This is a genomic window from Streptomyces triticagri (genome assembly GCF_003429565.1).
GTDB lineage: Bacteria > Actinomycetota > Actinomycetes > Streptomycetales > Streptomycetaceae > Streptomyces > Streptomyces triticagri.
The window spans coordinates 25,774-51,966 of sequence record NZ_QUAK01000015.1 but is presented as its reverse complement, the minus strand read 5'-3'; the positions used below and the strand labels follow the sequence as shown (position 1 = coordinate 51,966).

21 protein-coding genes are annotated in these 26,193 nt (G+C 71.9%); 18 read left to right on the top strand and 3 right to left on the bottom strand.

Annotation, left to right across the window (positions count from 1 at the left end; translation table 11 throughout):
- Positions 1-27 precede the first annotated feature (27 nt).
- From DY218_RS02710 to DY218_RS02700, 3 genes are all read left to right on the top strand, one after another.
- Entirely contained in the window at positions 28-687 is a 660-nt protein-coding gene (locus tag DY218_RS02710; RefSeq protein WP_128554252.1) for a trimeric intracellular cation channel family protein, read from the top strand.
- Between the two features lie 67 nt (positions 688-754).
- A complete protein-coding gene (locus DY218_RS02705) occupies positions 755-1,615 on the top strand; it encodes a thioesterase family protein (protein ID WP_128554251.1) in 861 nt (286 codons plus the stop codon).
- Between the two features lie 123 nt (positions 1,616-1,738).
- The gene (locus DY218_RS02700) at positions 1,739-2,926 is read left to right on the top strand and encodes a cysteine desulfurase family protein (RefSeq protein ID WP_128554250.1); all 1,188 of its coding nucleotides are present in this window, start codon (positions 1,739-1,741) and stop codon (positions 2,924-2,926) included.
- 15 nt (positions 2,927-2,941) lie between these two features.
- Here DY218_RS02700 and DY218_RS02695 read toward each other — a convergent pair whose 3' ends face one another.
- Positions 2,942-3,592, bottom strand: a complete 651-nt coding sequence (locus DY218_RS02695; RefSeq protein ID WP_128554249.1) for an N-acetylmuramoyl-L-alanine amidase — start codon at positions 3,590-3,592, stop codon at positions 2,942-2,944.
- Between the two features lie 111 nt (positions 3,593-3,703).
- Between DY218_RS02695 and mnmA the strand changes: the two genes are divergently transcribed.
- Positions 3,704-4,831, top strand: a complete 1,128-nt coding sequence (gene mnmA / locus DY218_RS02690) for a tRNA 2-thiouridine(34) synthase MnmA (protein ID WP_128554248.1) — start codon at positions 3,704-3,706, stop codon at positions 4,829-4,831.
- A gap of 35 nt (positions 4,832-4,866) precedes the next feature.
- Here the strand turns inward: mnmA and DY218_RS02685 are convergent, their stop codons facing one another.
- The gene (locus DY218_RS02685) at positions 4,867-5,655 is read right to left on the bottom strand and encodes an alpha/beta fold hydrolase (protein ID WP_128554247.1); all 789 of its coding nucleotides are present in this window, start codon (positions 5,653-5,655) and stop codon (positions 4,867-4,869) included.
- Between the two features lie 57 nt (positions 5,656-5,712).
- Positions 5,713-6,090 (bottom strand): DUF427 domain-containing protein, encoded by a 378-nt coding sequence (locus DY218_RS02680; RefSeq protein WP_128554246.1) that lies wholly within the window; start codon positions 6,088-6,090, stop codon positions 5,713-5,715.
- Positions 6,091-6,249: 159 nt separating this feature from the next.
- Here DY218_RS02680 and DY218_RS02675 point away from each other — a divergent pair, with 159 nt between their 5' ends.
- The 14 genes from DY218_RS02675 to DY218_RS02615 all read left to right on the top strand — a co-directional run bounded on the left by DY218_RS02675 (position 6,250) and on the right by DY218_RS02615 (position 26,176).
- Positions 6,250-6,789: an LOG family protein gene (locus tag DY218_RS02675; RefSeq protein ID WP_199566600.1), complete on the top strand. Its 540-nt coding sequence runs from the start codon at positions 6,250-6,252 to the stop codon at positions 6,787-6,789.
- A gap of 33 nt (positions 6,790-6,822) precedes the next feature.
- Complete coding sequence (locus DY218_RS02670; RefSeq protein ID WP_128554244.1) at positions 6,823-7,530, top strand: SDR family oxidoreductase; 708 nt, start codon at positions 6,823-6,825, stop codon at positions 7,528-7,530.
- Entirely contained in the window at positions 7,527-8,513 is a 987-nt protein-coding gene (locus DY218_RS02665; RefSeq protein WP_267899357.1) for a methionine synthase, read from the top strand. Before DY218_RS02670 ends, DY218_RS02665 begins: the two co-directional genes overlap by 4 nt.
- A gap of 17 nt (positions 8,514-8,530) precedes the next feature.
- Positions 8,531-10,720 (top strand): NAD-dependent DNA ligase LigA, encoded by a 2,190-nt coding sequence (gene ligA / locus DY218_RS02660; RefSeq protein WP_128554243.1) that lies wholly within the window; start codon positions 8,531-8,533, stop codon positions 10,718-10,720.
- Between the two features lie 265 nt (positions 10,721-10,985).
- On the top strand, positions 10,986-13,247 hold the full coding sequence (locus DY218_RS02655) for a putative bifunctional diguanylate cyclase/phosphodiesterase (protein WP_128554242.1): 2,262 nt from the start codon (positions 10,986-10,988) through the stop codon (positions 13,245-13,247).
- Between the two features lie 111 nt (positions 13,248-13,358).
- Complete coding sequence (gene gatC, locus DY218_RS02650; RefSeq protein WP_128554241.1) at positions 13,359-13,655, top strand: Asp-tRNA(Asn)/Glu-tRNA(Gln) amidotransferase subunit GatC; 297 nt, start codon at positions 13,359-13,361, stop codon at positions 13,653-13,655.
- A gap of 5 nt (positions 13,656-13,660) precedes the next feature.
- The gene (gene gatA, locus DY218_RS02645; protein WP_128554240.1) at positions 13,661-15,157 is read left to right on the top strand and encodes an Asp-tRNA(Asn)/Glu-tRNA(Gln) amidotransferase subunit GatA; all 1,497 of its coding nucleotides are present in this window, start codon (positions 13,661-13,663) and stop codon (positions 15,155-15,157) included.
- A 5-nt stretch (positions 15,158-15,162) separates the two neighbouring features.
- A complete protein-coding gene (locus tag DY218_RS02640; RefSeq protein ID WP_128554302.1) occupies positions 15,163-15,396 on the top strand; it encodes a hypothetical protein in 234 nt (77 codons plus the stop codon).
- A 16-nt stretch (positions 15,397-15,412) separates the two neighbouring features.
- Complete coding sequence (gene gatB / locus DY218_RS02635) at positions 15,413-16,921, top strand: Asp-tRNA(Asn)/Glu-tRNA(Gln) amidotransferase subunit GatB (protein ID WP_128554239.1); 1,509 nt, start codon at positions 15,413-15,415, stop codon at positions 16,919-16,921.
- A 226-nt stretch (positions 16,922-17,147) separates the two neighbouring features.
- Positions 17,148-19,247, top strand: a complete 2,100-nt coding sequence (locus DY218_RS02630) for a phosphocholine-specific phospholipase C (RefSeq protein WP_128554238.1) — start codon at positions 17,148-17,150, stop codon at positions 19,245-19,247.
- A 234-nt stretch (positions 19,248-19,481) separates the two neighbouring features.
- Positions 19,482-21,710 (top strand): MMPL family transporter, encoded by a 2,229-nt coding sequence (locus DY218_RS02625; protein ID WP_128554237.1) that lies wholly within the window; start codon positions 19,482-19,484, stop codon positions 21,708-21,710.
- A 35-nt stretch (positions 21,711-21,745) separates the two neighbouring features.
- Positions 21,746-22,444: a hypothetical protein gene (locus DY218_RS02620; RefSeq protein WP_128554236.1), complete on the top strand. Its 699-nt coding sequence runs from the start codon at positions 21,746-21,748 to the stop codon at positions 22,442-22,444.
- Between the two features lie 250 nt (positions 22,445-22,694).
- Complete coding sequence (locus tag DY218_RS34420; RefSeq protein WP_199566599.1) at positions 22,695-22,865, top strand: hypothetical protein; 171 nt, start codon at positions 22,695-22,697, stop codon at positions 22,863-22,865.
- A 155-nt stretch (positions 22,866-23,020) separates the two neighbouring features.
- Complete coding sequence (locus DY218_RS02615) at positions 23,021-26,176, top strand: helix-turn-helix transcriptional regulator (RefSeq protein ID WP_128554301.1); 3,156 nt, start codon at positions 23,021-23,023, stop codon at positions 26,174-26,176.
- The last annotated feature ends 17 nt before the right edge of the window (positions 26,177-26,193 follow it).

The following is a 26,193-nucleotide window of genomic DNA, read 5'->3' as shown; positions in this document are numbered from 1 at the left end:
CGTGCCCGGTCCCGGCAGAATGGCCGGGTGTTCCAGGACTTCTTCACACCCTCCGTCCAGCACGGGCTCGATGTGGCGGGGATCTTCGTCTTCGCGATCTCCGGAGCGCTGCTCGCCGTACGCAAGAACTTCGACGTGTTCGGCATCGCGGTGCTCGCGACCGTGACCTCGGTGGGCGGCGGCCTCTTCCGTGACCTGGTGATCGGTGCGGTGCCGCCGGCCGCCTTCACGGACCTGGCCTACTTCGTGACCCCGCTCGTGGCCGCCACGCTCGTGTACTTCCTGCATCCCGAGGTGACGCGGATCAACCGGGCGGTCAGCACCTTCGACGCCGCCGGGCTCGGCCTCTTCTGCGTCACGGGCACCGTGAAGGCGTACGAGTACGGGCTCGGGCTCACCGCGTCCGCGACCCTCGGCCTGGCCACCGCCGTCGGTGGCGGCGTGCTGCGCGATGTGCTGGCCAACGAGGTGCCGTCGCTGCTGCGCTGGGACCGCGATCTGTACGCGGTACCGGCCATGGTCGGCGCGGGCATGGTCGCCCTGTGTCTGCGCTACGACGCCCTGAATCCGCTGACCAGCGGCCTCGCGGTGATCACCGCCTTCTCGCTGCGGATGCTCGCGATGCACTTCCACTGGCGGGCCCCGCGGGCCTGGAACCGCAGGTCGGCGACGCCGGACGAGGCGTGAGCGGCCGTCCCGGCACCCTCCCGGATAAAGCTACCGCTCAGTAATTACTTGTTGTACCGTGCAGCACATGACTCAGGGCACGACACAGGGCGGCACGCGCGCGGCCGTCGGCGACAGCGAGTTCGACCGCGACACCGCGGTGACGCGGCGCGAGCCCGGCGTCTACGACGCCGAACTCTCCGCGGGCTGGACGATCATCAACGCGGTCAACGGCGGCTATCTGCTCGCGGTCCTCGGCCGTGCCCTCTCCGACGCGCTGCCGCACTCCGACCCGTTCACCGTGTCCGCGCACTACCTCACCGCGTCGCAGCCGGGGCCCGCGGTGGTGCGCACCGAACTCGTCCGCGGCGGCCGCACCCTGTCCACCGGCCAGGCCTCGCTCTTCCAGTACGACGCGGAGGGCCGCGAGATCGAGCGGATCCGCGTACTCGCCTCGTACGGGGATCTCGACGCACTGCCGGACGAGGTGCGCACCAGCGCCGCGCCGCCGGACATCCCGCCCGTCGAGCACTGCTTCGGCCCCGAGGACGGGCCGGCCCCGGTGCCCGGCAGCTCCGCGATCACCGAGCGGCTCTGGCTGAAACTCGACCCTGCGACGCTCGGCTGGGCGCTCGGAGCGCCCTCCGGCAAGGGCGAGATGCGGTCCTGGTTCGGCCTGGCCGACGGCCGTGACGCCGACCCGCTGTCGCTGCTGCTCGCGGTGGACGCCCTGCCGCCGACCGCCTTCGAACTCGGCATCAAGGGCTGGGTGCCGACGGTCGAGCTGACCGTGCACATCCGCTGCCGCCCCGCGCCCGGACCGCTCCGCGTCGCCATCACCACCCGCAATCTCGCGGGCGGCTTCCTGGAGGAGGACGCCGAGGTCTGGGACACCGCGGGCCGCCTCGTCGCCCAGTCCCGGCAGCTGGCCCGGGCGCCACGGGGGTGAACCGGAGGGCGGGGCCAGGGGTGCGGTGCAGGCCGGCCGTGGCTCTCCACTGCTCGCCGGACACCGTATCTGTGCCACCGCCGGGCGTTGGGGCCTCCGGCGGCTCGTAGAATCGACGGCATCATGGCCTATCTCGACCACGCCGCGACCACGCCGATGCTTCCCGAAGCCATCGAGGCGATGACCGCGCACCTCTCCGTCGTCGGCAACGCCTCTTCGCTGCACGCGGCGGGGCGGCAGGCACGGCGCACCGTCGAGGAGGCCCGCGAGACGCTCGCCGAGGCGCTCGGTGCCCGGCCCAGCGAGGTGGTGCTCACCTCGGGCGGCACCGAGGCGGACAACCTCGCGGTGAAGGGGCTCTTCTGGTCGCGCCGGGACGCGGATCCGGCCAGGACGCGGGTGCTGTGCAGCCCCGTCGAGCACCATGCCGTGCTCGACGCCGTGCACTGGCTCGGTGAGCACGAGGGCGCCACCGTCGAGTACCTGCCCGTCGACGGCCACGGGCGGGTGCACCCCGAGGCGCTGCGCGAGGCCATCGCCCGCAACCCCGCCGACGTCGCGCTGGCCACCGTCATGTGGGCCAACAACGAGATCGGCACCGTGCAGCCCGTGCGTGAACTCGCGGACGTGGCCGCGGAGTTCCAGATTCCGCTGCATTCCGACGCCGTGCAGGCCTTCGGCCAGCTCCCCGTCGACTTCGACGCCTCGGGCCTCGCGTCGATGGCGGTCAGCGGGCACAAGATCGGTGGGCCGTACGGAATCGGCGCGCTGCTGCTCGGCCGCGAGTACGCGCCCGTGCCCGTGCTGCACGGCGGCGGGCAGGAGCGACAAGTGCGCTCCGGGACGCTGGACGTGCCCGCCGCCGCCTCGTTCGCCGTGGCGGCCCGGCTCGCCGCACAGGACCAGGAGCGCTTCGCCCGCGAGATCGGCGCGCTGCGCGACGAACTGGTCACCGCCGTGCTGGCCGCCGTGCCCGACGCGATCCTCGGCGGCGACCCGGCACCGGCGGGTCCCGACGGCATCCCGGGCCGGCTGCCCGCGAACGCGCACTTCATCTTCCCCGGCTGCGAGGGCGACTCGCTCCTGCTGCTGCTCGACGCCCAGGGCATCGCCTGCTCCACCGGCTCGGCGTGCACGGCCGGTGTGGCCCAGCCGAGCCATGTGCTGCTCGCCACCGGCACCGACCCCGAACTCGCGCGCGGCACGCTGCGCTTCTCGCTCGGCCACACCACCACCCACGAGGACGTGAAGGCCGTCGCCAAGGCGATCGGGCCCGCGGTGGAGCGGGCGCGGGCCGCCGGTCTGAGCTGAGCCGCGGCTCCGGCCTCAGGCCTGCTGCTTCGCGGCCGCCCGGACCAGCTTCATGTAGCGGTCCCAGTCCCAGTGCTTCCCGGGGTCCGTGTGGGTGGCCCGCGGCACCTCGTCGTGGCCGATGATGTGCTTGCGGTCCACGGGTATCCCGTACCGCGCGCAGATGTCCGCCGCCAGGCGGGCCGACGCCTCGTACATGACCTTCGTGAACGACGACTCCCTGTCCACGAAGCCCTCGTGCTCGATGCCGATACTGCGCTCGTTGTACTCCCTGTTCCCCGCGTGGAAGGCGACGTCCAACTCGCGGGCCATCTGGGTCACATGACCGTCCTTCGCCCGGATCACATAATGCGCGGCGGCCGCGTGCATCGGATCGCGGAACACCCGTACCGCCGTGTCGAAGCTGCCCTCCGTGACATGCACGACGATGCGGTCGATCGGAAAGTCGGCGGGCCGGTCCGCGTACCTCAGATTGGCCCGCGACGCCGCGATCCACTGGGCGCCCGGCTGGTCGACCTCGCCCTCCGTGCGCTGCTTGTCGATGCCCGGGACCTGCCACCAGAGCCGGGACAGCTCCTCCCGGTACGCCAGCGCCGCCGTGCCCGCGGCGACGGTCACGCCGCCGCCGATCAGCAGCTTGCGCCGGCTGATGCCCTCCTCGGCCATGAAACCAACACCTCTCCCCGTACCTCCCCGCACCGCGTGGTGCCTGCAGGGCCCACGGACACCGAAAACGCTCGAAGGGCAGTGGATGGTTCCGACTACTCTGGAGGAGTTATGACTGCTGATGCCACGCCCCCGCGCCGCCTCCGTGTCCTCGCCGCCATGTCCGGAGGGGTCGACTCCGCCGTCGCCGCCGCCCGTGCCGCCGAGGCGGGACACGACGTCACCGGAGTCCACCTCGCACTCTCCGCGAACCCGCAGTCCTTCAGGACCGGCGCCCGCGGCTGTTGCACGATCGAGGACTCCCGCGACGCCCGCCGCGCGGCCGATGTGATCGGCATCCCGTTCTACGTCTGGGACCTCGCCGAGCGCTTCCGTGAGGACGTGGTCGAGGACTTCGTCGCCGAGTACGAGGCCGGCCGCACCCCCAATCCGTGCCTGCGGTGCAACGAGAAGATCAAGTTCGCCGCCCTCCTGGACAAGGCCCTTGCGCTCGGATTCGACGCCGTGTGCACCGGGCACTACGCGCGCGTGGCCGTGGATTCCGAGGGCAACAGGGAGCTGCACCGCGCCTCCGACATGGCCAAGGACCAGAGCTACGTCCTCGGCGTCCTGGACGAGCGGCAGCTCGCGCACGCCCTCTTCCCGCTCGGCGACACCGTCACCACCAAGGACGAGATCCGCGCGGAGGCCGAGCGGCGTGGCCTCGCGGTCGCCAAGAAGCCCGACAGCCACGACATCTGCTTCATCGCCGACGGCGACACCCAGGGCTTCCTCGCCTCCCGCCTCGGGCGCGCGGAGGGCGACATCGTCGACGAGTCGGGCACCCGTCTCGGCTCCCACGAGGGCGCGTACGGCTTCACCATCGGCCAGCGCAAGGGCCTGCGCATCGGCACCCCGGCGCCGGACGGCAAGCCCCGCTACGTCCTGGACATCTCACCGGTGAACAACACGGTGACGGTCGGCCCCCTCGAGGCTCTGGACGTCACCGCGCTGACCGCGATCAAGCCCCGTTGGTGCGGGACCGCGCCGGCCACCGCAGGGGAGTACACGGCGCAGCTGCGGGCGCACGGCGAGGAGACCCCGGTCCGCGTGGAGCCGGCCGGCGACGAGCTGTCCGTGACCTTCACCGAGGCCGTACGGGGCGTGGCGCCCGGGCAGGCGGTCGTCCTGTACGACGGCACCCGGGTGGTCGGCTCGGCCACCATCGCGTCGACCACGCGCGCGACGGCGACGGTCTGACCGACCGGCGGACACGGCGGGACCAGGCCCGACGGTCACCCCAGGGCGAACTCACACAGGACCGGCGCCAGGACCGCAGGATCCACCTCGTGGGTCTGGCCCTCGAGGAGCCGGTGACGGCCACGGGGCGCGGTCCGTGCGATCAACTCGGCGGCGGGGACCATGAAGTCGAAGCTCTTCGTGCCGTTCATCACCAGCAGCGGCACCGTGATCCGGGCCATCCGGTCCACCGGGACGAGGCTGTCGCCGAGCACCGCGTAGTCGTAGCCGATGCTGGGGGCCAGGGCCACCCAGCCCGCCCAGGCCTCGGTGCCGCGCAGCTCCTCGATGACCTCCGCGGGCGCTCCCGTGCCCGAGACGAAATGCGCCACCGCGACGTCGTGCCGGCCGGACGCGATCAGCTCCTGCAGCCGGGCGGAGTGCGCGAGGCGGCCCGGGGTGCCGTCATCGTCGGTCGTCATCGGAGGCTCGTACCCGGCGACCCCGGTGACCGGCAGTCCGGCAGCGGCCGCCTCGAAGGCGAGCGCGGCACCCGAGGAAGTGCCGTACACGAACGCGGAGCCGCCCGCGGCCTCGATCACCGCCGCCAGATCCTCGACCTCCCTGGCCACCGCGTACGGGCCGGTGTCGCCGCTCGCGCCGCGGCCGCGCCGGTCGTACGCGACCGCGGTGAACCCCTGCGCGGCCAGCTCGTCGGCGAGTGGTGACTCGTCGGAGGCCGTGCACAGGGCGCCGCTGACGATCACCACGGGCGGGCCGTCCCCGGTGCGCCGGTGGGCGATGGGTGTGCCGTCGGGTGAGTGCACGAAAGAGATGTCTTCCATGCCGGTGCAGACTCCGGTGCCCCGGCGAACTCATCGGTGTGCGCGGAAAATCGCTGCCTACTGCGGGTCGTGCTGCGGGTTCTCCTGTGCGTCCAGCGGGTTGTCCTGCGCGTCGTCGGGATCGACCTCGTAGAAGCACACATGGTGCCGGATCTCCGCCACCGACGGCTTCGGGTCCGGGTAGTACCAGGCCAGATCGGGGGCGTCCGGCAGCGACCAGTAGGCGGCGGTGCCCTTGTACGGGCAGTACGTGTGCGTGGTCGACGGTGACAGCAGATCGGTCCTGACGTCCTCCGGCGGCAGGTAGTAGCGCACCGGGTAGCCGGTCTCGTGCAGCAGCAGCGCGCGTGAGCTGTCGGCGAGCACGCGCGCGTCGCGGGTCACCGTGATGCGCCTGGTGCTGCGTTCGACCGTGATGCGGTGTTCCTCGGTCACGAATCCGTCCTCCATCGGGCCACGGCTGCGGGAATCACGTCTCCAGGTCCTGGGACGCCACCTCGTACAGCGCCCTGACGGCGCCGGTTCTTCCGACCCCTGCGCGGGTTCTTCCGACCCCTTCACGCGCGCGTGAGGGCCCGTCGTAGCGTGACCCTCATGAACATCTGTGTCTTCCTATCCGCCGCCGACCTCGACGACCGTTACACCACTCCCGCGCGGGAGTTCGCCGAACTGCTCGGCAGGGGCGGTCACACCCTGGTGTGGGGCGGGTCCGACGTGGGCCTGATGAAGGTCGTCGCGGACGGAGTGCAGGAGTCGGGCGGCCGGCTCGTCGGTGTCTCGGTCGACTTCCTCAGCGCCAAGGCCCGTACGGGCGCCGACGAGATGGTCGTCGCACGGGACCTGGCGGAGCGCAAGGCGGTGCTCCTGGAGAAGGCCGACGCCGTGGTCGTCATGGTCGGCGGTACCGGCACCCTGGACGAGGCCACCGAGATCCTCGAGCTCAAGAAGCACGGCCACCACACCAAGCCGGTGGTCCTGCTCAACGCGGCGGGCTTCTACGACGGCCTCAAGGAGCAGTTCCAGCGCATGGACGCCGAGGGCTTCCTGCCGCTCCCGCTGACCGACCTCGTCTTCTTCGCCGAGGAGCCCGTGGCCGCCCTCGCCTACCTGGAGGAGTCCGCCGGCCTGCAGTGACGCCGGCATAACGGGCCGCCGCCTGATGCGACGATGGTGCGCATGGCTACACATGTGATCACCGGGGCGGGTTCCGGCATCGGCGCGGCCGTGGCCCGCCGGCTGCACGCGCGCGGGGACGAGCTGGTCCTGCTCGCCCGGGACGCCGGCCGGGCCAAGGAACTGGCCGCGGAGCTGCCCGGCGCCCGCACCCTCGTCGGCGACCTGGCCGAACCGGAGCGGCTCTCCTGGGCGTTCTCCCACCAGTCCGTGCCCGAGCGGGTCGACAGCCTGCTGCACATCGCCGGCATCGTCGACCTCGGCGAAGTGGGCGAGCTGACCCCGAAGGTCTGGCGCGCCCAGCTGGACGTCAATCTGGTCGCCCCGGCCGAACTCACCCGGCACTTCCTGCCCCAACTGCGCCTCTCCCAGGGGCAGGTGCTCTTCGTGAACTCCGGCGCCGGTCTCCGCGCGAGCGCCGGCTGGTCCGCGTACGCCGCCTCCAAGCACGGTCTGAAGGCCCTCGCGGACTCGCTGCGCCAGGAGGAGCAGGCGAACGGAGTCCGGGTCACCTCCGTCTACCCCGGCCGCACCGCGAGCCCCATGCAGCTCAAGGTGCACCAGCAGGAGGGCAAGGAGTACGACGCCGCCGACTGGATCGACCCGGAATCGGTGGCCACCACCGTCCTCACCGCCCTCGACCTGCCGCGCGACGCCGCCGTCCACGACCTGACGGTGCGTCCGGGACGGCGGTCGCGGTGAACTTCGGCCCCGCGACCGGCATCGGCTCGATGCCCGGCACCGACTCCCGGGAAGCGGCCAAGACCGTCACCGGCACCTTCGAGGACTTCCCCTTCCTGCCCGAACTCCCCGCGCGCGGGCCGGGCGCCGACATGATCGGCCGCACCATCGGACTGCTCGTCGAGATGTACGCGCACGTGGAGCCCAGCGGCTGGCGGATCAGCGACCGGCCCGGCCGCGACACGCGGCGCGCCCGCTCGTACCTCGGCGAGGACCTGGACGCCCTGGAGGAGTTCACCCAGGGCTACCGCGGCCCCCTCAAGGTGCAGGCCGTCGGCCCCTGGACCCTCGCCGCCGCGCTCGAACTCCGCGGCGGAGAGGCGGCACTGGGCGATCCCGGAGCCTGCCGCGACCTCACGGCGTCGCTGGCCGAAGGCCTGCGCGAGCACCTCGCCGAGGTGGCCCGCAGGGTGCCCGGCGCCGATGTGGTCCTTCAGCTCGACGAGCCGTCCCTGACCGCGGTGCTGCGCGGGCAGGTCGGAACGGCCAGCGGGTACCGGACGCATCGGGCGGTGGACCGGCAGCTCGCCGAGGACGCCCTGCGCGACGTCCTCGCCGCGCACGAGGGGCGGTCGATCGTGCACTCCTGCGCGCCCGACGTGCCGTTCGCGCTGCTCCGCAGGGCCGGAGTGTCCGGAGTCTCCTTCGACGCCGGACTGCTCACCGAGCGTGACGAGGAGACGATCGGCGAGGCGGTGGAGGCCGGCGCGGTGCTCTTCGCCGGCGTCGTGCCGTCCGTGGACGCCCCATTGTCAGACCCGGCCAGTAACGTCAGTGGTGTCAGGACGCTGTGGCGCAGCCTTGGACTGCCTCCGGGCTCCCTCGCGGACTCGGTCGTCGTCACGCCGTCGTGCGGTCTCGCGGGAGCCTCTCCCGGGTACGCCCGCGCGGCACTTGCCCAGTGCGTCCGGGCGGCGAGATCGCTCGCGGACAACCCTGAGTAACGGGAGGACGTAAAGAAGTGGCCGGCGACAAGGACGCACAGCAATCATCGGTGCCCGCCCAGGTACGGGAGCAGCACGCGGAGCTCGCCGAGCAGATCGAGGAGCACCGCTTCCGGTACTACGTGAAGGATCAACCGGTCGTCAGCGACGGCGAGTTCGACCGGCTCCTTCGTTCCCTCGAGGCGCTCGAGGAGCAGTACGGCGAGCTCCGTACCCCCGATTCGCCCACCCAGAAGGTCGCGGGCGCCTACGAGACGGACTTCGCCTCCGTCGAGCACCGCGAGCGCATGCTCTCCCTGGACAATGCCTTCGACGACGAGGAGCTCGCCTCCTGGGCCGACCGCGTGGCCAAGGAGGTCGGCACCGGCGACCACCACTTCCTCTGCGAGCTCAAGATCGACGGCCTCGCGGTCAATCTGACGTACGAGCACGGCAGGCTGACCCGCGGAGCCACCCGCGGCGACGGCCGCACCGGCGAGGACATCACGCCCAATGTCCGTACGATCATGGACATCCCGGAGCGCCTCCAGGGTGACCGCATCCCCGACCTGGTGGAGATCAGGGGCGAGGTCTTCTTCCCGATGGACGGCTTCGAGGAGCTGAACGCCCGCCTGGTGGAGGCCGGCGACAAGCCCTTCGCCAACCCGCGCAACGCGGCGGCCGGTTCCCTGCGCCAGAAGGATCCGCGGGTCACCGCCACCCGGCCGCTGCACATGGTGGTGCACGGCATCGGCGCCCGCGAGGGCTTCGACATCGACTGCCTCTCGCACGCGTACGAGCTGCTGCGGGAGTGGGGCCTGCCCACCACCACCCACGCGCGCGTGGTGGACGACCTCGCGGGCGTACGGGACTTCATCACGTACTACGGCGAGAACCGCCACTCGGTGGAGCACGAGATCGACGGCGTCGTCGTCAAGCTCGACGAGATCCCGCTGCAGGGCCGGCTCGGCAGCACCTCGCGCGCCCCGCGCTGGGCGATCGCCTGGAAGTACCCGCCGGAGGAGGTCAACACCAAGCTGGTCGACATCAAGGTGGGCGTCGGCCGCACCGGCCGCGTCACTCCGTACGCCCAGGTCGAGCCGGTGACCGTGGCCGGCTCCGAGGTCGAGTTCGCCACCCTGCACAACCAGGACGTGGTCAAGGCCAAGGGCGTGTTCATCGGCGACACGGTGGTGCTGCGCAAGGCGGGGGACGTCATCCCGGAGATCCTCGGCCCGGTCGCCGATCTGCGGGACGGCAGCGAGCGGGAGTTCGTGATGCCTGCCGAGTGCCCCGAATGCGGCACGGCGCTGCGGCCCATGAAGGAGGGGGACATCGACCTGCGCTGTCCCAACTCCCGCTCCTGCCCGGCCCAGTTGCGCGAGCGCCTCTTCTACCTGGCCGGCCGCAAATGCCTCGACATCGAGAACTTCGGCTATGTCGCCGCCACCGCCCTGACCCAGCCCCTCGAGCCCGCCGAGCCGCCGCTGCGGGATGAGGGCGACCTCTTCGACCTGACCGTCGAGCAGCTGCTCCCCATCAAGTCGTACGTCCTCGACCAGGACACCGGCCTGCCGAAGCGGGACCCGAAGACCGGCGAGGACAAGGTCGTCACCTTCTTCGCCAATCAGAAGGGCGAGGCCAAGACCAACACCCTGGCCATGCTGGAGAACATCGCGGCGGCCAAGGAGCGCCCCCTCGCGCGCGTGCTCACCGGTCTGTCGATCCGCCATGTCGGCCCGGTCGCCGCCGAGGCGCTCGCCCGCGAATTCCGCTCCCTGGAGCGCATCGAGCAGGCGGACGAGGCGGAGCTCGCGGCCGTCGAGGGCGTCGGACCGACGATCGCGGCCTCCCTCAAGCAGTGGTTCGAGGTGGACTGGCACCGCGAGATCCTGCGCAAGTGGCGGGCCGCGGGCGTGCGGATGGAGGAGGAGGGCGCGGGCGAGGAGGGCCCCCGGCCGCTCGCCGGCCTCACCGTCGTCGTGACAGGGACGCTTGTCGGCCATACCCGGGACGGCGCAAAGGAGGCGCTGCAGAGCCGCGGCGCCAAGGTCACCGGATCCGTTTCGAAGAAGACCGGATTCGTGGTGGTCGGGGACAACCCGGGATCGAAGTACGACAAGGCGATGCAGCTCAAGGTGCCGGTTCTGGACGAGTCGGGCTTCGCCGTTCTGCTCGACCAAGGCCCGGACGCGGCCCGCGAAATGGCCCTCCCGGCCGAGGAATAGCGGTTGAAGGCCACCCGTTCGGCGCATACCAGATGCATACGGGTGGCTGGGTCGCATTCGGGCAACCGTGGTCGACCGCTGCCCGTGGAGGCCTTCTGCAGCCTACTGTTGAGGGGTGCGCAAGCCGTGCCCCGCAGGCCCCTCGAGCGACGGGGGCCGGCTCCCGCTCCACCGGAGCGCGGAGGCGGAAGGCCCGGACACGGTGCACGGCTGACTTCCGGCACGGCCCACCAGGCAGGGGCGGCCGGCCGTGAGAGGGACGGGAATGGGACCGACCGAGAGCGCCGACACCGGAGTTCGGCTGCGCCGCATCGCGCTGCGCGCCCTGCCCGGCACCGTCGTGACCGCGGCCCTCGCCCTGCTCGCCGTGGGCTTCGCCCGGGCGTTCATAGGGGAGCACGCACTGTTCCCGGGCTCCACGGTGGGCTGGGCGCTGGCCGCGCTGACCGGCGTCATCGTCGGTCACCTGGTCGCCCTCGGACGCGGACGATGGTGGGGCGGCACCGGCTCGGGCGCCGCCCTCACGCTCGCGGTCCTGCTGCTCTACGGCTGGGTGCCCGCGGCCATGGTCAGTCTGACCGTGGTCGTCCTGGTCGCCGCCGCCCGGCGCAACCGCTGGTGGCAGGGCGTCCTGCACGGCGCCGTCGACATCGTGGGCATCGGCGTGGGCGCACTGGTCCTCGGCGCCTTCGGCCAGGCGCCCTCGGTGGAGTCCCCGTGGTCACCGATCGACTGGACCTTCTGGTCGGCCCCCGAGATAGCGCTGGTCGCCGCCGCCTATCTGGTGACCACCCGGCTGCTGCTCTGGTGCGTGCACGCGCCGCATCCCGTGGGACTGCCCACCGCGGCGCGTACCGCGCTGGTCCGGCAGGCCCTCGTCTGCGGCGCGCTGCTCGGCATCGCCCCGCTGATCTGCGTGGTCGCCGTGGCCCTTCCGGTGGTCCTGCCGCTCTTCGCCGTACCGCTGATCGCGCTCGACTCCACATTGTGGATGGCCCGGGTGCGGGCCGAGGAGCAGCTGCGCGACCCGCTCACCGGACTGCCCAACCGGCAGTGGCTCCTGGAGCGCGCCTGGACGGCCCTCGACGATGCGGAGCAGGTCGGATCGCGCTCCGCGCTCGTCCTGATCGACCTCGACCGATTCCGTTCGGTGAACGACACACTCGGTCATCTCGCCGGTGACAGGCTCCTGTTGCAGATCGCCGACCGGCTCCGCCACGCTCTGCCGAAGGGCGCGGAGGCGGCCCGGCTCGGCGGCGACGAGTTCGCGGTGCTGCTGCCCGCCTGCGACTCGGCCACCAGCGCCAAGCGCATCGCCCGCACACTGGCCGCCGAGCTCAGCTCCCCGCTCGACCTGGACGGCCTCACCCTGGTCCTGGAGGCCAGCGCCGGGCTCGCCGTCTTCCCGGACCACGCGCCGGACGTGGAAGGGCTGCTGCGCCGGGCCGACGTCGCGATGTACCAGGCCAAGCGGGACCGTACGGGCGTCGAGGTCTACGAGTCGAAGCGCGACTCCAACACCCCCGACCGGCTCGGACTCCTCGGCGACCTGCGGCGTGCCCTGGATGCGGGCGAGGTCGAGCTGCATTACCAGCCAAAGGTCCGCTTCGACGGCCAGGTGGCCGGCCTCGAGGCGCTGGTGCGCTGGGTGCATCCGGAGCGCGGCAAGGTCCCGCCGGACGAGTTCATCGCGATCGCCGAGTCGTCCGGCCTGATGCCGCATCTCACCGAGTACGTCCTGGAGACGGCCCTCGCCCAGGTCGCGGTCTGGCAGGCCAAGGGGCTGAACGTCCCGGTCGCGGTGAACGTCTCACCGCGCGACGTGCACAGCCCCGGCTTCGCCGGCGCGGTCGCCGCGCGGCTCGCCCGGCACGGCGTCCCGGCGGGCGCGCTCCAGCTGGAGATCACCGAGCATGTGCTCCTCGAGGACCCGCAGCGGGCGGCCGACACACTCGCCGCGCTCACCGGACACGGCGTCAAGATGTCCCTCGACGACTTCGGCACGGGGTACTCCTCGCTGGTCCACCTGCGCCGGCTGCCGGTCAGCGAGCTGAAGATCGACCGGTCGTTCGTCGCCCGGCTCGCCGTCGACACCGAGGACGCGGAGATCGTGCGCTGCACGGTCGACCTCGCGCATTCCCTCGGACTCCTGGTGGTGGCCGAGGGCGTCGAGGACGACGAGACCTGGGAGCGGCTGCGGGATCTGGGCTGCGACGCGGTGCAGGGCTGGCTGGTCGCGGCCGCGATGCCGCCGGACGAGACGACGGCGTGGCTGCGGGCCCGGGGGGCCCGGGGGTGGCAGCGACCGAATCGCCTGGCGGCGGGCGCGGCGGCGGAGGTGGAGTCGGCCTCCTCGAACACCGCTCCGCAATTGCCGCCTTCGCCGTCGGCCGAGAGCGAGGACGAGCCCGAGGAGCCGTCCTCGCCGCCCGCGACCGACTCGGGGCTCCGCCCCGGACCCCTCCCGCAAGCTCTCGGCTCCGCTCGAGCAGGGGGCACCCCCACCTCGAACGCCGGAGGGGCTTGAATCCGGAGGGGCTTGAATTACGCAGGGACCAGGCATCGGTCCACGCCCCATAGGATTGAGCCACGGAAACACAGAACCACGTACACCCACACTCACCCCGTGAGGATCTTCATGCCTGGCATCACGCGTGAGGAGGTCGCTCATCTCGCCCGCCTCGCACGTCTGGAGCTGAAGGACGAGGAGCTCGACCACTTCGCCGGACAGCTCGACGACATCATCGGCGCCGTCGCCCGCGTATCCGAGGTCGCCGACCAAGACGTACCGCCCACCTCGCACCCGCTGCCGCTGACGAACGTCATGCGTGCGGACGAGGTACGGCCGTCGCTCAGCCCGGAGCAGGCGCTGTCCGGCGCACCCGCCCAGGAGCAGCAGAAGTTCAAGGTCCCGCAGATCCTGGGGGAGGACTGATCACCATGACGGACAGCATCATCAAGCTCACCGCCGCCGAGATCGCGGCGAAGATCGCCGCCGGTGAGCTCACCGCCGTCGAGGTCACCGAGGCGCACCTCGCCCGTATCGAGGCCGTCGACGAGAAGGTGCACGCCTTCCTGCACGTCGACCGCGAGGGCGCACTCGCCCAGGCGCGCGCCGTCGACGCCAAGCGCGAGCGCGGCGAGAAGCTCGGCCCGCTGGCCGGCGTCCCGCTCGCCCTGAAGGACATCTTCACCACCGAAGGCATCCCTACCACCGTCGGCTCCAAGATCCTCGAGGGCTGGATCCCGCCGTACGACGCCACCGTGACGCAGCGCCTCAAGGCCGCCGACGTGGTGATCCTCGGCAAGACCAACATGGACGAGTTCGCCATGGGCTCTTCCACCGAGAACAGCGCGTACGGACCGACCGGAAACCCCTGGGACCTCACCCGGATCCCCGGCGGCTCCGGCGGCGGCTCCAGCGCCTCGCTCGCCTCGTACCAGGCGCCGCTCGCGATCGGCACCGACACCGGCGGCTCCATCCGGCAGCCCGCCGCCGTCACCGGCACGGTCGGCGTCAAGCCCACCTACGGCGCGGTCTCCCGGTACGGCATGGTCGCCTTCTCCAGCTCGCTCGACCAGGGCGGCCCCTGCGCCAGGACCGTGCTCGACGCGGCCCTCCTGCACGAGGCCATCGCCGGGCACGACCCGCTCGACTCGACCTCCATCGACGCCCCGGTCCCGCCGGTCGTCGAGGCGGCACGCAGCGGCTCGGTCGCGGGCATGCGGGTCGGCGTCGTCAAGGAGTTCGCCGGCGAGGGCTACCAGGCCGGCGTCGTCCAGCGCTTCAACGAGGCCGTCGAGCTGCTGAAGGAACTGGGCGCGGAGGTCGTGGAGATCTCCTGTCCGTCCTTCGACAAGGCGCTCGCCGCGTACTACCTGATCGCGCCCTCCGAGTGCTCGTCCAACCTGGCCCGCTTCGACGCCATGCGCTACGGCCTCCGGGTCGGCGACGACGGCACGCGCTCCGCCGAGGACGTCACCGCGCTCACCCGCGAGGCCGGCTTCGGCGACGAGGTCAAGCGCCGGATCATGCTCGGCACGTACGCCCTGAGCTCCGGGTACTACGACGCGTACTACGGCAGCGCGCAGAAGGTGCGCACCCTGATCACCCAGGACTTCGAGAAGGCCTTCGAGCAGGTGGACGTGCTCGTCTCGCCCACCACGCCGACCACGGCCTTCCCGATCGGCGAGCGCGCCGACGACCCGATGGCCATGTACCTGGCCGACCTGTGCACCATCCCGACCAACCTGGCGGGCAACGCCGCCATGTCGCTGCCCTGCGGCCTCGCGCCGGAGGACGGCCTGCCGGTCGGTCTGCAGATCATCGCCCCCGCCACCAAGGACGAGCGCCTGTACAAGGTGGGCGCTGCCGTCGAGGCCGCCTTCGTGGAAAAGTGGGGCCACCCGCTGATCGAGGAGGCTCCGTCGCTGTGAGTGCCATGGCAAAGAAGGCCAAGAACTTCAAGAAGTCCAAGACCGGCGCGTACATCTCGATCGCCAGCACCGCGGCCGGCGCCATCAGCGTCGCCAAGCAGGCCAAGATGGCGCGCAAGGACGACGACATGCTGCGCCTCGTGGATGCCGCGGTCTCCGCCGCCGCCATCGTGACCGGCCTGGCCATCCTCTATCGCGAGCTCAAGCGGCTCGGCGACGACGACGTACTGCTGGGCTGAGAGGGAAAGTTTCACCGTGACTGTCACCGACCTGGTCTCGTACGAGGACGCCCTCGCGACGTACGACCCCGTCATGGGCCTGGAGGTCCATGTCGAGCTCGGCACCAAGACCAAGATGTTCTGCGGCTGTTCGACCGAGCTCGGCGCCGAGTCGAACTCGCAGACCTGCCCCACCTGCCTCGGCCTGCCCGGCGCGCTTCCGGTGGTCAATGCGACCGGCGTCGAGTCGGCCGTCAAGATCGGCCTCGCGCTGCACTGCGAGATCGCCGAATGGTGCCGCTTCGCCCGGAAGAACTACTTCTATCCGGACATGCCGAAGAACTTCCAGACCTCCCAGTACGACGAGCCGATCGCCTTCGACGGCTATCTCGACGTCCAGCTGGAGGACGGCGAAATCTTCCGTGTGGAGATCGAGCGCGCCCACATGGAGGAGGACACCGGCAAGTCGACGCACGTCGGCGGAGCCACCGGCCGCATCCACGGCGCCTCGCACTCGCTGCTCGACTACAACCGCGCGGGCATCCCGCTCATCGAGATCGTCACCAAGCCGATCGAGGGCGCGGGCGAGCGTGCCCCCGAGGTCGCCAAGGCGTACGTCGCCGAACTGCGCGAGCTCATCAAGGCGTTGGGCGTGTCCGAGGCGCGCATGGAGCAGGGCCAGATGCGCTGCGACGTGAACCTCTCGCTGCGGCCGAACGGCACGGCGAAGTTCGGCACCCGCTCCGAGACGAAGAACGTCAACTCGCTGCGCTCCGTGGAGCGCGCCGCCCGCTTCGAGATCCAGCGGCACGCCGCGGTGCTCTCCTCCGGCGGCACGATCGTGCAGGAGACCCGGCACTTCCACGAGGACGACGGCTCGACGACCTCGGGCCGCGTCAAGGAGGAGGCCGAGGACTACCGGTACTTCCCGGAGCCCGACCTGGTCCCCGTCGCGCCCTCGCGCGAGTGGGTCGAGGAACTGCGCGCCGGGCTCCCGGAGTTGCCGCGGGTGCGGCGCAACCGGCTCCGCGAGGAGTGGGGCGTCTCCGAGCACGACATGCAGTCGATCCTCAACGCCGGCGCGGTCGACCCGATCGCCGCGACCATCGAGGCGGGCGCGGACGCCGCATCCGCGCGCAAGTGGTGGATGGGCGAGCTGTCCCGCCGGGCCAACGAGGACGGTACGGATCTGGCGGCACTGCCGATCACTCCGGCCCAGGTCGCCCGGGTCGCCGAGCTCGTCACGGCCGGCGAGCTGAACGACAAGCTGGCCCGCCAGGTGATCGAGGGCGTCCTGAACGGCGAGGGCGACCCGGACGCGGTCGTCGAGAAGCGCGGCCTCAAGGTCGTCTCCGACGAGGGCGCGCTGACCGCGGCGGTCGACGAGGCCATCGCCGGCAACCAGGCCATCGCGGACAAGATCCGTGGCGGCAAGGTCGCGGCGGCGGGGGCGCTGGTCGGCGCCGTGATGAAGGCGACGCGGGGGCAGGCGGACGCGGCCCGCGTCAAGGAACTCATCCTCGCGAAGCTCGGGGTTGAGGGGTAACTCTCCGGCCTTTCCAGCCCGTCCGGTGCTTGTCCTCAAGCGCCGGACGGGCTTTTTGTGGACCACATCCAACGCGTCCGGCGCTTGAGGACAAGGCGCCGCAGCGCCGGGGCTGTTCACCTGGATGGTGTCCCGTGGTCTTCCGCCATGTACCGCTGATCGTTACCGTCCCGTCCGTCACCGGGCCCCCCGCCCGGCAGGCACGACGGACTCGGGAGGGACACACGTGGCCACGGACATCTCAAGGCGGAGGCTCCTCGCGCTCGGTGGCGGAGCGCTCGGCGCGGCCGCAGCCGGTTCGCTGCTGCCGCCCTCGCTGCAGGCGGCGCTCGCGGCCGAGCCCCCGGCCGGCGGACTCGGCGCCATCAAGCATGTGGTGATCCTGATGCAGGAGAACCGTTCGTTCGACCACTACTTCGGGACGCTCAGAGGCGTACGCGGCTTCTCCGACCGCAATGCCGTCGAACTCCCTGGCGGGAAACCGGTCTTCGAGCAGCCGGGCCCGCTGCGCACCGTACTGCCCTTCCCGGTCCGCGGCGCCGCCGAGTCGCAGCAGAAGGACCTGCAGTACATCGGCGCGCTCGACCACTCCTGGACCGGAGGCGCGAAGGCCTGGAACGGCGGCTGGATGGACGGCTGGATCACCGCCAAGACGGCGGCCACGATGGCGTACTACACCCGCGAGGACATACCTCTGCACTACGAGCTCGCCGACACCTTCACGGTCTGCGACGCGTACCACTCGTCGATCCACACCTCGACGAGCCCGAACCGCAACCACCTGTGGAGCGGGCAGACCGGCCACGAGGCGAACGGCGACCGGGCCGTGGGCAACGACGCCTACGAGGAGGGCACGCACCCCGGGTATCCGTGGGGCACCTACGCGGAACGCCTGGAGAAGGCCGGCCGCAGCTGGCGCACCTACACCGAGTGGGACAACTTCACCGACAACCAGATCGAGTTCTACACCACCTTCAAGGCCATCGCCCGCAAGGTCCTCGACGGCACCGGGCACACGTACATGGAGTCCTTCTACGCGACCGTGCGCGACGCGGCCGACGAGGCCGAGCGGGAGAAGCTGCTCGCGACGCTCGAGGAGGGCGTCAAGTCGCTGACGGAGGCGGAGCGTTCGCTCTTCGAGCGGGCGCTGCGGCGGGTGCCGACCGGCACCCTCGCCGACGAGTTCCGGGCGGACGTCGCGTCCGGCGAGCTGCCCGAGGTGTCCTATCTGGTGCCGGCCGCGGTCGACTCCGAGCACCCCGGATCATCCTCGCCGATCCACAGCGCCACCCTGGTCTACCGGGTCCTCGACGCACTCGCCTCGCATCCCGAGGTCTGGCGGCACACCGCGGTCTTCCTCAACTACGACGAGAACGACGGCTTCTTCGACCACGTGCCGCCGCCCGTACCGCCCGCCGGACAGACCGACGAATGGTGGCAGGACACCCCCACCGGGCTCGGCATCCGGGTGCCGATGCTCGTCATCTCGCCGTGGACCGTGGGCGGTCACGTCACCTCCGAGGTCTTCGACCACACCTCGGTGATCCGTTTCCTGGAGCGCTGGACCGGCATCGAGGAGCCCAACATCGGCGCCTGGCGCCGCGAGGTCACCGGCGATCTCACCGGCGCCTTCGACTTCGAACGCGGGCAGCCGCAGCCCGAGGTCGAGCGGCCCGGCGCCGTACCGCCGCTCTCCGAGCGCTGGCAGCCCGAGCCGCCGGCCGACCAGCGGATGCCCGAGCAGGAGGAGGGCCGGCGGCCGGCACGGCCGCTGCCGTACCGGCCGGACGTCAGCGGTCGGCTCACCGGTGAGGGCGACGCGCGCGTGCTCCGTCTGACGGTGACCAACGACGGCGCGTCCAGCGCGCACTTCGCGCTCTATCCGTACGAGGGTGAGTTCGAGGTGCCGCAGCACCTCGATGTAAGGGGCGAGGCGCAATGGGACGTGCCCCTTACCGCAGGGGACTCCGACGTGTACCGCTGCACGGTCACGGGCCCGAACGGATTCCGCCGGGAGTTCGCCGGGCGGAAGGACGCGGGCGCGGCCGAGGTCACCTCGGCGATCGCTTCACGCGCGCGTGAAGTACGCCTCACGCTCCACAACCACGGCACCGAGGAGCTCACTTTCCGGATCGCGGTGCTCGCGTACGGGAAGCCCGGCAGCGTGCAGGTCACCGTCCCGCCGGGCGGCTCCCGGAGCCATGTGCACCGGGCGGCGGACGAGCACGGCTGGTACGACCTGGAGGCCACGGTGACCGGGGACGACGCCTTCCGGCGGCGTCTGATGGGGCACATCGAGGACGGGCGCCCGAGCGTCTCGGGCTGACCCGTCGCCACCGCCCGGCCCCCGATCCGCCGCAGGGGGCCGGGCGTCCTCCGCCGGGACGCGGGAAGCGGGCCCGCACCTGAATGCCATCGCTGTGAGTCCCGACACGAAACGGGCAAAGGATCTCTTCCTGATGGAAGAGTGCATTCCGCACGGCACAACAGCAGGGCGAGAGTTTCTTTGCGGGCCGTATCCCGGTAAAGATCCACGAACCAGACCCCCGGGAGCAGCTCAGTGGCAGCACTCGCACGTTGGTGCGTCAGGCACCGCCTGGTCACCGTCCTGCTGTGGCTGCTCGCCCTCGGCGGCGTGAGCGCGGCGGCCGCCGTCGCCGGCTCCGCCTACTCGAACAACTACGACGTACCCGGCACCGAAACCGGCCGCGCCGGGGCGCTGCTCGCGGAGGGCTTCGAGGACGCACGCGGCGACAGCGTGACGGTCGTCTGGCACACCGGCCAGGGCACGGTGGACGCGGCAGCCGTCCAGCAGACCATGACCGGCACCCTCGACGAGGTCTCCCGGCTGCCCGGCGTCGCCTCCGTCGCCAGCCCCTACCACCGCTCCGGCGACGGGCAGATCAGCGCCGACGGCCACACCGCGTACGCCACCGTCGGCTTCGACGAGCCGGCGGGCGACCTGGACTCGGCACAGGTGGACGCCGTGGTCGACACGGCACGCGCCGCCGCCTCCGACGGGCTCGAAGTGGCAGTCGGCGGCACCGCCGTCGGCACCACCGGCACCGAAGGCGGCCATGTCGCCGAGGTCGTCGGCGTGGTCGTCGCGGCCGTCGTGCTCTTCCTCGCCTTCGGCTCGCTCGCCGCCAGCCTGCTGCCGATCGCCACCGCACTGGTCGGCGTCGGCACCGCCTACGCCGGGATCGTGCTGCTCGGCCATGTGATGACCGTCGCGGACTTCGCGCCGATGCTGGGCATGCTGATCGGGCTCGGAGTCGGCATCGACTACGCGCTGTTCATCGTGACCCGGCACCGCAGAGGCCTGAAACGTGGCCTGACGGTCCCGGAAGCCGCGCGGAACGCCGTCGCCACCACCGGGCGTGCGGTCGTCTTCGCCGGAGCGACCGTCTGCATCGCACTGCTCGGCATGCTGATCCTGCGCCTGGACTTCCTCAACGGTGTGGCGATCGCGGCCTGTCTGACCGTCGTGCTCACCGTCGCCGCCTCCGTCAGCCTGCTGCCCGCGCTCCTCTCGTACATCGGCACCCGCGCGCTGTCCCGCCGCGAGCGCCGCCGCCTGGCCGAGCACGGGCCGCAGCCCGAACCGCCCACCGGCTTCGCCGCCCGCTGGTCGGCCTTCGTGGAGCGCCGCCCCAAGCTGCTCGCCGCCGTCGCCCTGATCGTGATGGCCACCCTCGCCCTGCCCACGCTCTCGCTCCGCCTCGGCACCTCCGACCAGGGCAACAACCCGCAGTCGTCGACCAGCCGGCAGGCCTACGACCTGCTCGCCGAGGGCTTCGGCCCCGGCAGCAACGGCCCGCTCACCCTGGTCGGAGGGGTCAATCGCGCCGAGGACCGGGCGGCATTCGACCGGCTGCCGGCCGTACTCGAGGGCACGGCCGGCGTCGCCGAGGTCACGCCCGTGACGTACGACGAGTCCGGGCGGATCGGCCGCGTCACCGTGGTGCCCGAGACCTCGCCGCAGTCGGAGCGCACCAGCGACCTCGTGGACCGGCTGCGCACCGAAGTCCTGCCGGCGGCCGAACGCGGAACCGCGCTCGAGGTGCACGTCGGCGGCATCACCGCCGGCAACGACGACTTCGCGTCGGTGATCGTCGGCAAACTGCCGCTGTTCGTGGGCATCGTCATCGGATTCGGCTGTCTGCTGCTCCTGCTCGCATTCCGCTCGGTGGGGATCCCGCTCAAGGCCGCCGCGATGAACGTCGCCGCGGTCGCCGCCTCGTTCGGTGTGGTGGTGGCCGTCTTCCAGTGGGGCTGGGGCAGTGGACTGCTCGGGCTCGGGGGAGCGGGCCCCATCGAACCGTTCCTGCCGGTGATCATGGTGTCGGTGCTCTTCGGCCTGTCCATGGACTACCAGGTGTTCCTGGTCAGCCGGATGTACGAGGAGTGGCTGGAGACCGGTGACAACCGCCGTGCCGTACGGGTCGGCCTGGCCGAGACCAGCCGAGTGATCAACTCGGCCGCCGTCATCATGATCGCGGTGTTCCTCGCCTTCGTACTGAGCGGGGACCGGGTCATCGCCATGTTCGGCATCGCACTCGCGGCCGCGGTCGCGCTCGACGCCTTCGTGCTGCGGACCCTGCTCGTACCGGCTCTGATGCACATGCTGGGCGGTGCCAACTGGTGGCTGCCGCGCACCGTGGACCGAGTGCTTCCGCGCATCAGCATCGAGCCGCCGGAGTGCCGCGCCGGCGCCGGTCTGCCGGGAGCGCGGACGCCGGCGGAGGCGGTACGGGACATGGCCGCCGAGCCGGATTCGGTGCGTTAAGGAACCTCTCATACGCGACCCCTAGCGTGCGGCGCATGAGCACCGAGACCAAGACCGACACCGAGAACGGCAAGGTGGCCGGTAAGGCCGCCGAAGACAGCGATGCGGCGGCCGAGGAAACCGCCGCGGACCCGGCCGACGAGGCCGGAACGGAAGGCTCCGCGGGCGAGACCTCCGCAACAACCGCCGACTCCGCCGAAGGCGGGACCGGCTCCGGGGACGCGACGGACCGGGACGACGGGACGGATTCCGACGACCTCGATGACGACCCCGACGGCGACCTCGAAGCCGAGGCGGGCAAGGACGCGGACGAACCCGGCACAGGGACCTCCGGCGGCGTAGGCCAGGGCGCGGCGGCCGTCGTCTCGGCCGCCCTGGGCTTCATCTCGCTGAGCGGCAGCTGGATCGGCACCGTGGCCTCCGACCGTTCCGCCCTGGTCGGTCAGATGGAGAGCTCCGTGTCGCAGAGCGCGGACGTGGCCGCGAAGATGCAGGCGGTCTACGGCGACTCCTGGCAGCTCACCGCGCTCTTCGGCGGAGCCTTCGCACTGGTCGCCCTGGTCGTGGGCGTGACTGTGCTCGCCCGCCCGGCGTTCGGCACGCCCGGCCGCGTACAGGCGCCGTGGATCAAGTCGGTGGCCTGGGCCGGAGTGGCGCTCGGCGTGCTCGGCCTGTTCCTGGCGATCGCCAAGTACACGGATCTGATCCTGGGGCTTCCGTCCGTGCCGTCCTGACCTGAGGCACACCTACGGGCCGTGCTGATCTGAGGCACACCTACGCACCGTGCTGATCTGAGGCACACCTAGGGGCGTCCTTCCCAGGCCCTGAGCGGTCCGCCGAGGGCCCTAAGGCCCCCTGAGGGGGTGCCTAAGGACCCCGGCCCGACACAGATGCGGCGAACTCCCGATGTGGCGGGGGCACCTGGGCGAGCAGTGTGGAGTCATCGCACAGAGCGATGACACACACCACCCAGGGAGTCACCAGATGCATGAGTACACGCTGCACGAGATCCGGCACGCCGAGCTCGTCCGCGAGGCCGCCGAACAGCGCCTCGCCGCGGAGATCCGCAAGGCCCGGCGCGGATCTCCCGACCAGGAATCCGAGAGGCGGGTGAGCCTGCGCCCCTGGCGTCTGCGCCACACCCGCGCGGCATGAGCGCGCACCGCGGCACCGGCCCCGTACTCCACAGTGCGGGGCCGGCTGCCGTGCCGACGGCGGCCGGCGCAGGACGGGGCGGCGTGATCGCCGCAGCAACCGGCGGCGTGGCCCTCGCGGGAAATCGCAGTGTCGCATTGTCGGACCCCTGTGCGATGCTCAGCGGCGTGGAGACCAGGTCATTGAGCCCCGTGTTCGTCGGGCGCACCGCCGAGCTCGCCCGCCTGCGCGATGCGCTCGACCGGGCTGCCGCGGGCGAGCCGCAGGCGCTGCTGCTCGGCGGCGAGGCCGGGGTCGGCAAGACCCGGCTCCTCGAGGAGTTCGCCGCCGCGGCCGCGACGAGCGGGGCCGTCACCGCCACCGGCGGCTGCGTCGAGATCGGCGCCGAGGGCCTGCCCTTCGCCCCCTTCTCCACCGCTCTGCGCGCGCTGCGCCGGAGCCTGCCCGAGGCCTTCGCCGCCGCGGCCGAAGGCCAGGAGGATGAGCTCGCCCGGCTGCTGCCCGAGCTCGGCGAGACCGCCCCGCGCACCTCGGCCGACGGGCGGTACGACGAGGAGGGCATGGCCCGCCTCTTCGAGCTGGCCGTCCGCCTCCTGGAGCGCCTCGCCGCCGACCGCACCGTCGTCATCGCCCTCGAGGACCTGCACTGGGCGGACGCCTCCACGCGGAATCTGCTGGCCTACCTCTTCCGCACCCTGCGCGGCGGCCGCCTCGTCGTCATCGCCAGCTATCGGGCCGACGACATCCACCGCCGCCACCCCCTGCGCCCGCTGCTCGCCGAGCTGGACCGGCTCCGCACCGTCCGCCGGATGGAACTGCCCCGGCTCAGCCGCGCCGAGGTCCACCGCCAGCTCGCCGGCATCTTCGCCGCCGAACCGGAACAGAGCCTGGTGGACGACGTCTTCGAGCGCTCCGACGGCAACGCCTTCTTCGTCGAGGAGCTCGCCTGCGCCCAGGACGACATCCGCAGCGCCTGCCCGGCCGCCCTGCCCGACACCCTGCGCGACCTGCTGCTCGTACGGGTCGAGGCGCTTCCCGAGGACGCGCAGCGGGTGGCCCGGGTGGTCGCCGAGGGCGGCTCCACCGTCGAGTACGCACTGCTCGCCGCGGTCGCCGGCCTCGACGAGGACGATCTGCTGGACGCCCTGCGCTCCGCGGTCGGCGCCAACCTCCTGCACGCCACCCCGGAGGGCAACGGCTACCGCTTCCGGCACTCGCTCGTCCGTGAGGCCGTCAGCGACGACCTGCTGCCGGGCGAACGCTCCCGGCTCAACCGGCGCTACGCCCAGGCCCTCGAAGCCGACCCGACCCTGGTACGGGCCGACGAGCGCGCCGCCCGCCTCGCCAGCTACTGGTTCCACGCGCACGACGCGGCGAAGGCACTGCCCGCCGTACTGCTCGCCTCCGTCGAGGCGCGCCGCCGCCATGCCTACACCGAGCAACTCCGGCTCCTGGAGCGGGCGATGGACGTCTGGGACGACGCGCCCGAGGACGTCCGAGCGGCCCTCCGACCGGCCGACCACACCGGCGGCTATCCGCCCTGCGGCTGCGACGACGACGCGCCCCTGCGCTATCTCGACCTGCTCGCAGAGGCGGCGATCGCCGGCCGCCTCTGCGGTGAGCGCGGGCGGGCGCTGAAGATCACCAAGCGGGCGATCCGCCTCCTGGACGACGACCCGGACCCGCTGCGCGCCGCCTGGTTCTGGGTGCAGCGCTCCTGGCTGATGTCGTCACTGGGCCGAGGCGACGGCTGGGCGGAGACCGCCACCGCCCTCGAACTCACCCGTGGCCTGCCGCCGTCGGCCGTACATGCCGAGGTGCTCACCCACCGGGCCACCTGGGGCAGCCTGCACGACCCGGGGCCCGAATCCCTCGCCGCCGCGGAGCGAGCGGTGGAGTACGCCCGCATGGTCGGCGTCGAGGACGTCGAGCTGAACGCCCGGCTCACCCGGGGCGGTCTGCTCGTCGAGTCCGGGGCGGTCGAGGACGGTCTCGCCGAGATCCATCTGGTCCGCGCCCAGGTCGTCGGACGTGGCCTGACCGGTTTCGACCGCGTCCACATCAACCTCCCCTCCGCACTGGAAGGAGTCGGCCGTTCCGCCGAGGCCGTCGAGGTCGGCGAGGCCGGACTGGCCGCCTGCCGCAAGCTGGGCCGCGTCGACTCCGAGGCCTGGGTCCTGGGGAATCTCTCGGAGTCCCTGATCGCCCTGGGCCGCTGGGACGAGGCTGCCGAAGTGGCGGACCGGGCGCGACGCATCACCATGAACGGCAAGCCCCGAGGCACCGCCGCCGAGCGCCGGGCACGACTGGCCCTCTTCCGCGGAGACACCGGCGAAGCGGCCGAGGCCCTCGCGGAGAGCTTCGAGCACTACGGACAGCGCGACCCTCAACCACAGTTCCGCCTCCCCTTGCAGGCACTCTCCGTCGGTATCGCATCGGCCGAGGGCCGCATCCTCGACGCCCGCGAGGCGTTCGCGGAGGCCACGGACCCAGGTCTGCCGCCCGGTACACACCGGTACGGCTGGCTGCTGATCCTCGCCGCGGCCCAGGCCGAGGCGGACACCCGTGGCCTGCCGTCCGCCGAGCCCGGACGCGCCGCCGCCGTCGAGCGGATCCGCGCCGTCGCGAAGACGGTCGCCACCCCGGTGCCCGTCTGGGTGGCCCACGAGCGCTGGGTGCGGGCCGAACTCCTGCGCGCCGAGGGCCGGGACACCCCCGCCGACTGGGCCGAGGTCCGTACCGCTGTCCACCCCACCGACCGGCCCTACGACCTGGCCCGGGTGTCCGTCCGGCTCGCGGAGTCCCTGCTGGCCCGCCCCGCCGGCAGCGAGGCGCCGACCATGTCGCCCGTCGCCGGCACCTCCACCGCGAATCCGTTGCCGGGCAATGCGGCGCAGGACGCCCGGGAGCGCGCCGCCGAACTGCTGGCAGAGGCACGGGAGATCGCGGCCTCACTGGGTGCCGGCCCGCTGCTGGCCGAGATCGCGCTGCTGGCCCAGCGCGCGCGGCTCGCTCTGACCCCGGGGCCGGCGAAGGGGCCGGCGCCGGCCGCCCCGCAGCCGGGGACGCACCTCGACGCCGCGGAATCCTTCGGGCTCACCAGCCGCGAGCGGGACGTGCTGGCCCTGGTGGCCGCCGGGCGCAGCAATCGAGGCATCGCCGAGGAACTCTTCATCTCCCCGAAGACCGCGAGCGTCCACGTCTCCAACATCCTGGCCAAGCTCAACGTCTCCGGCCGCACGGAGGCCGCTGCCCTCGCACACCGCCTGCGCCTGGTCACCCTGCCCGACACGGCGACGCCCGCGTCCTGACCGGGACGCGGCCGGCT

What these genes read in the sequence shown, in the direction of transcription:
- DY218_RS02615 (WP_128554301.1), top strand. Translation starts at nt 23,021, where the DNA reads ATGCTCAGCGGCGTGGAGACCAGGTCATTGAGCCCCGTGTTCGTCGGG.
- DY218_RS02695 (WP_128554249.1), bottom strand. Translation starts at nt 3,592, where the DNA reads ATGGCCGAGGAGGGCATCAGCCGGCGCAAGCTGCTGATCGGCGGCGGC.
- mnmA (WP_128554248.1), top strand. Translation starts at nt 3,704, where the DNA reads ATGACTGCTGATGCCACGCCCCCGCGCCGCCTCCGTGTCCTCGCCGCC.
- gatC (WP_128554241.1), top strand. Translation starts at nt 13,359, where the DNA reads ATGCCTGGCATCACGCGTGAGGAGGTCGCTCATCTCGCCCGCCTCGCA.
- DY218_RS02655 (WP_128554242.1), top strand. Translation starts at nt 10,986, where the DNA reads ATGGGACCGACCGAGAGCGCCGACACCGGAGTTCGGCTGCGCCGCATC.
- DY218_RS02640 (WP_128554302.1), top strand. Translation starts at nt 15,163, where the DNA reads ATGGCAAAGAAGGCCAAGAACTTCAAGAAGTCCAAGACCGGCGCGTAC.
- DY218_RS02620 (WP_128554236.1), top strand. Translation starts at nt 21,746, where the DNA reads ATGAGCACCGAGACCAAGACCGACACCGAGAACGGCAAGGTGGCCGGT.
- DY218_RS02700 (WP_128554250.1), top strand. Translation starts at nt 1,739, where the DNA reads ATGGCCTATCTCGACCACGCCGCGACCACGCCGATGCTTCCCGAAGCC.
- DY218_RS02705 (WP_128554251.1), top strand. Translation starts at nt 755, where the DNA reads ATGACTCAGGGCACGACACAGGGCGGCACGCGCGCGGCCGTCGGCGAC.
- DY218_RS02675 (WP_199566600.1), top strand. Translation starts at nt 6,250, where the DNA reads ATGAACATCTGTGTCTTCCTATCCGCCGCCGACCTCGACGACCGTTAC.
- gatA (WP_128554240.1), top strand. Translation starts at nt 13,661, where the DNA reads ATGACGGACAGCATCATCAAGCTCACCGCCGCCGAGATCGCGGCGAAG.
- DY218_RS02685 (WP_128554247.1), bottom strand. Translation starts at nt 5,655, where the DNA reads ATGGAAGACATCTCTTTCGTGCACTCACCCGACGGCACACCCATCGCC.
- DY218_RS34420 (WP_199566599.1), top strand. Translation starts at nt 22,695, where the DNA reads ATGCATGAGTACACGCTGCACGAGATCCGGCACGCCGAGCTCGTCCGC.
- DY218_RS02670 (WP_128554244.1), top strand. Translation starts at nt 6,823, where the DNA reads ATGGTGCGCATGGCTACACATGTGATCACCGGGGCGGGTTCCGGCATC.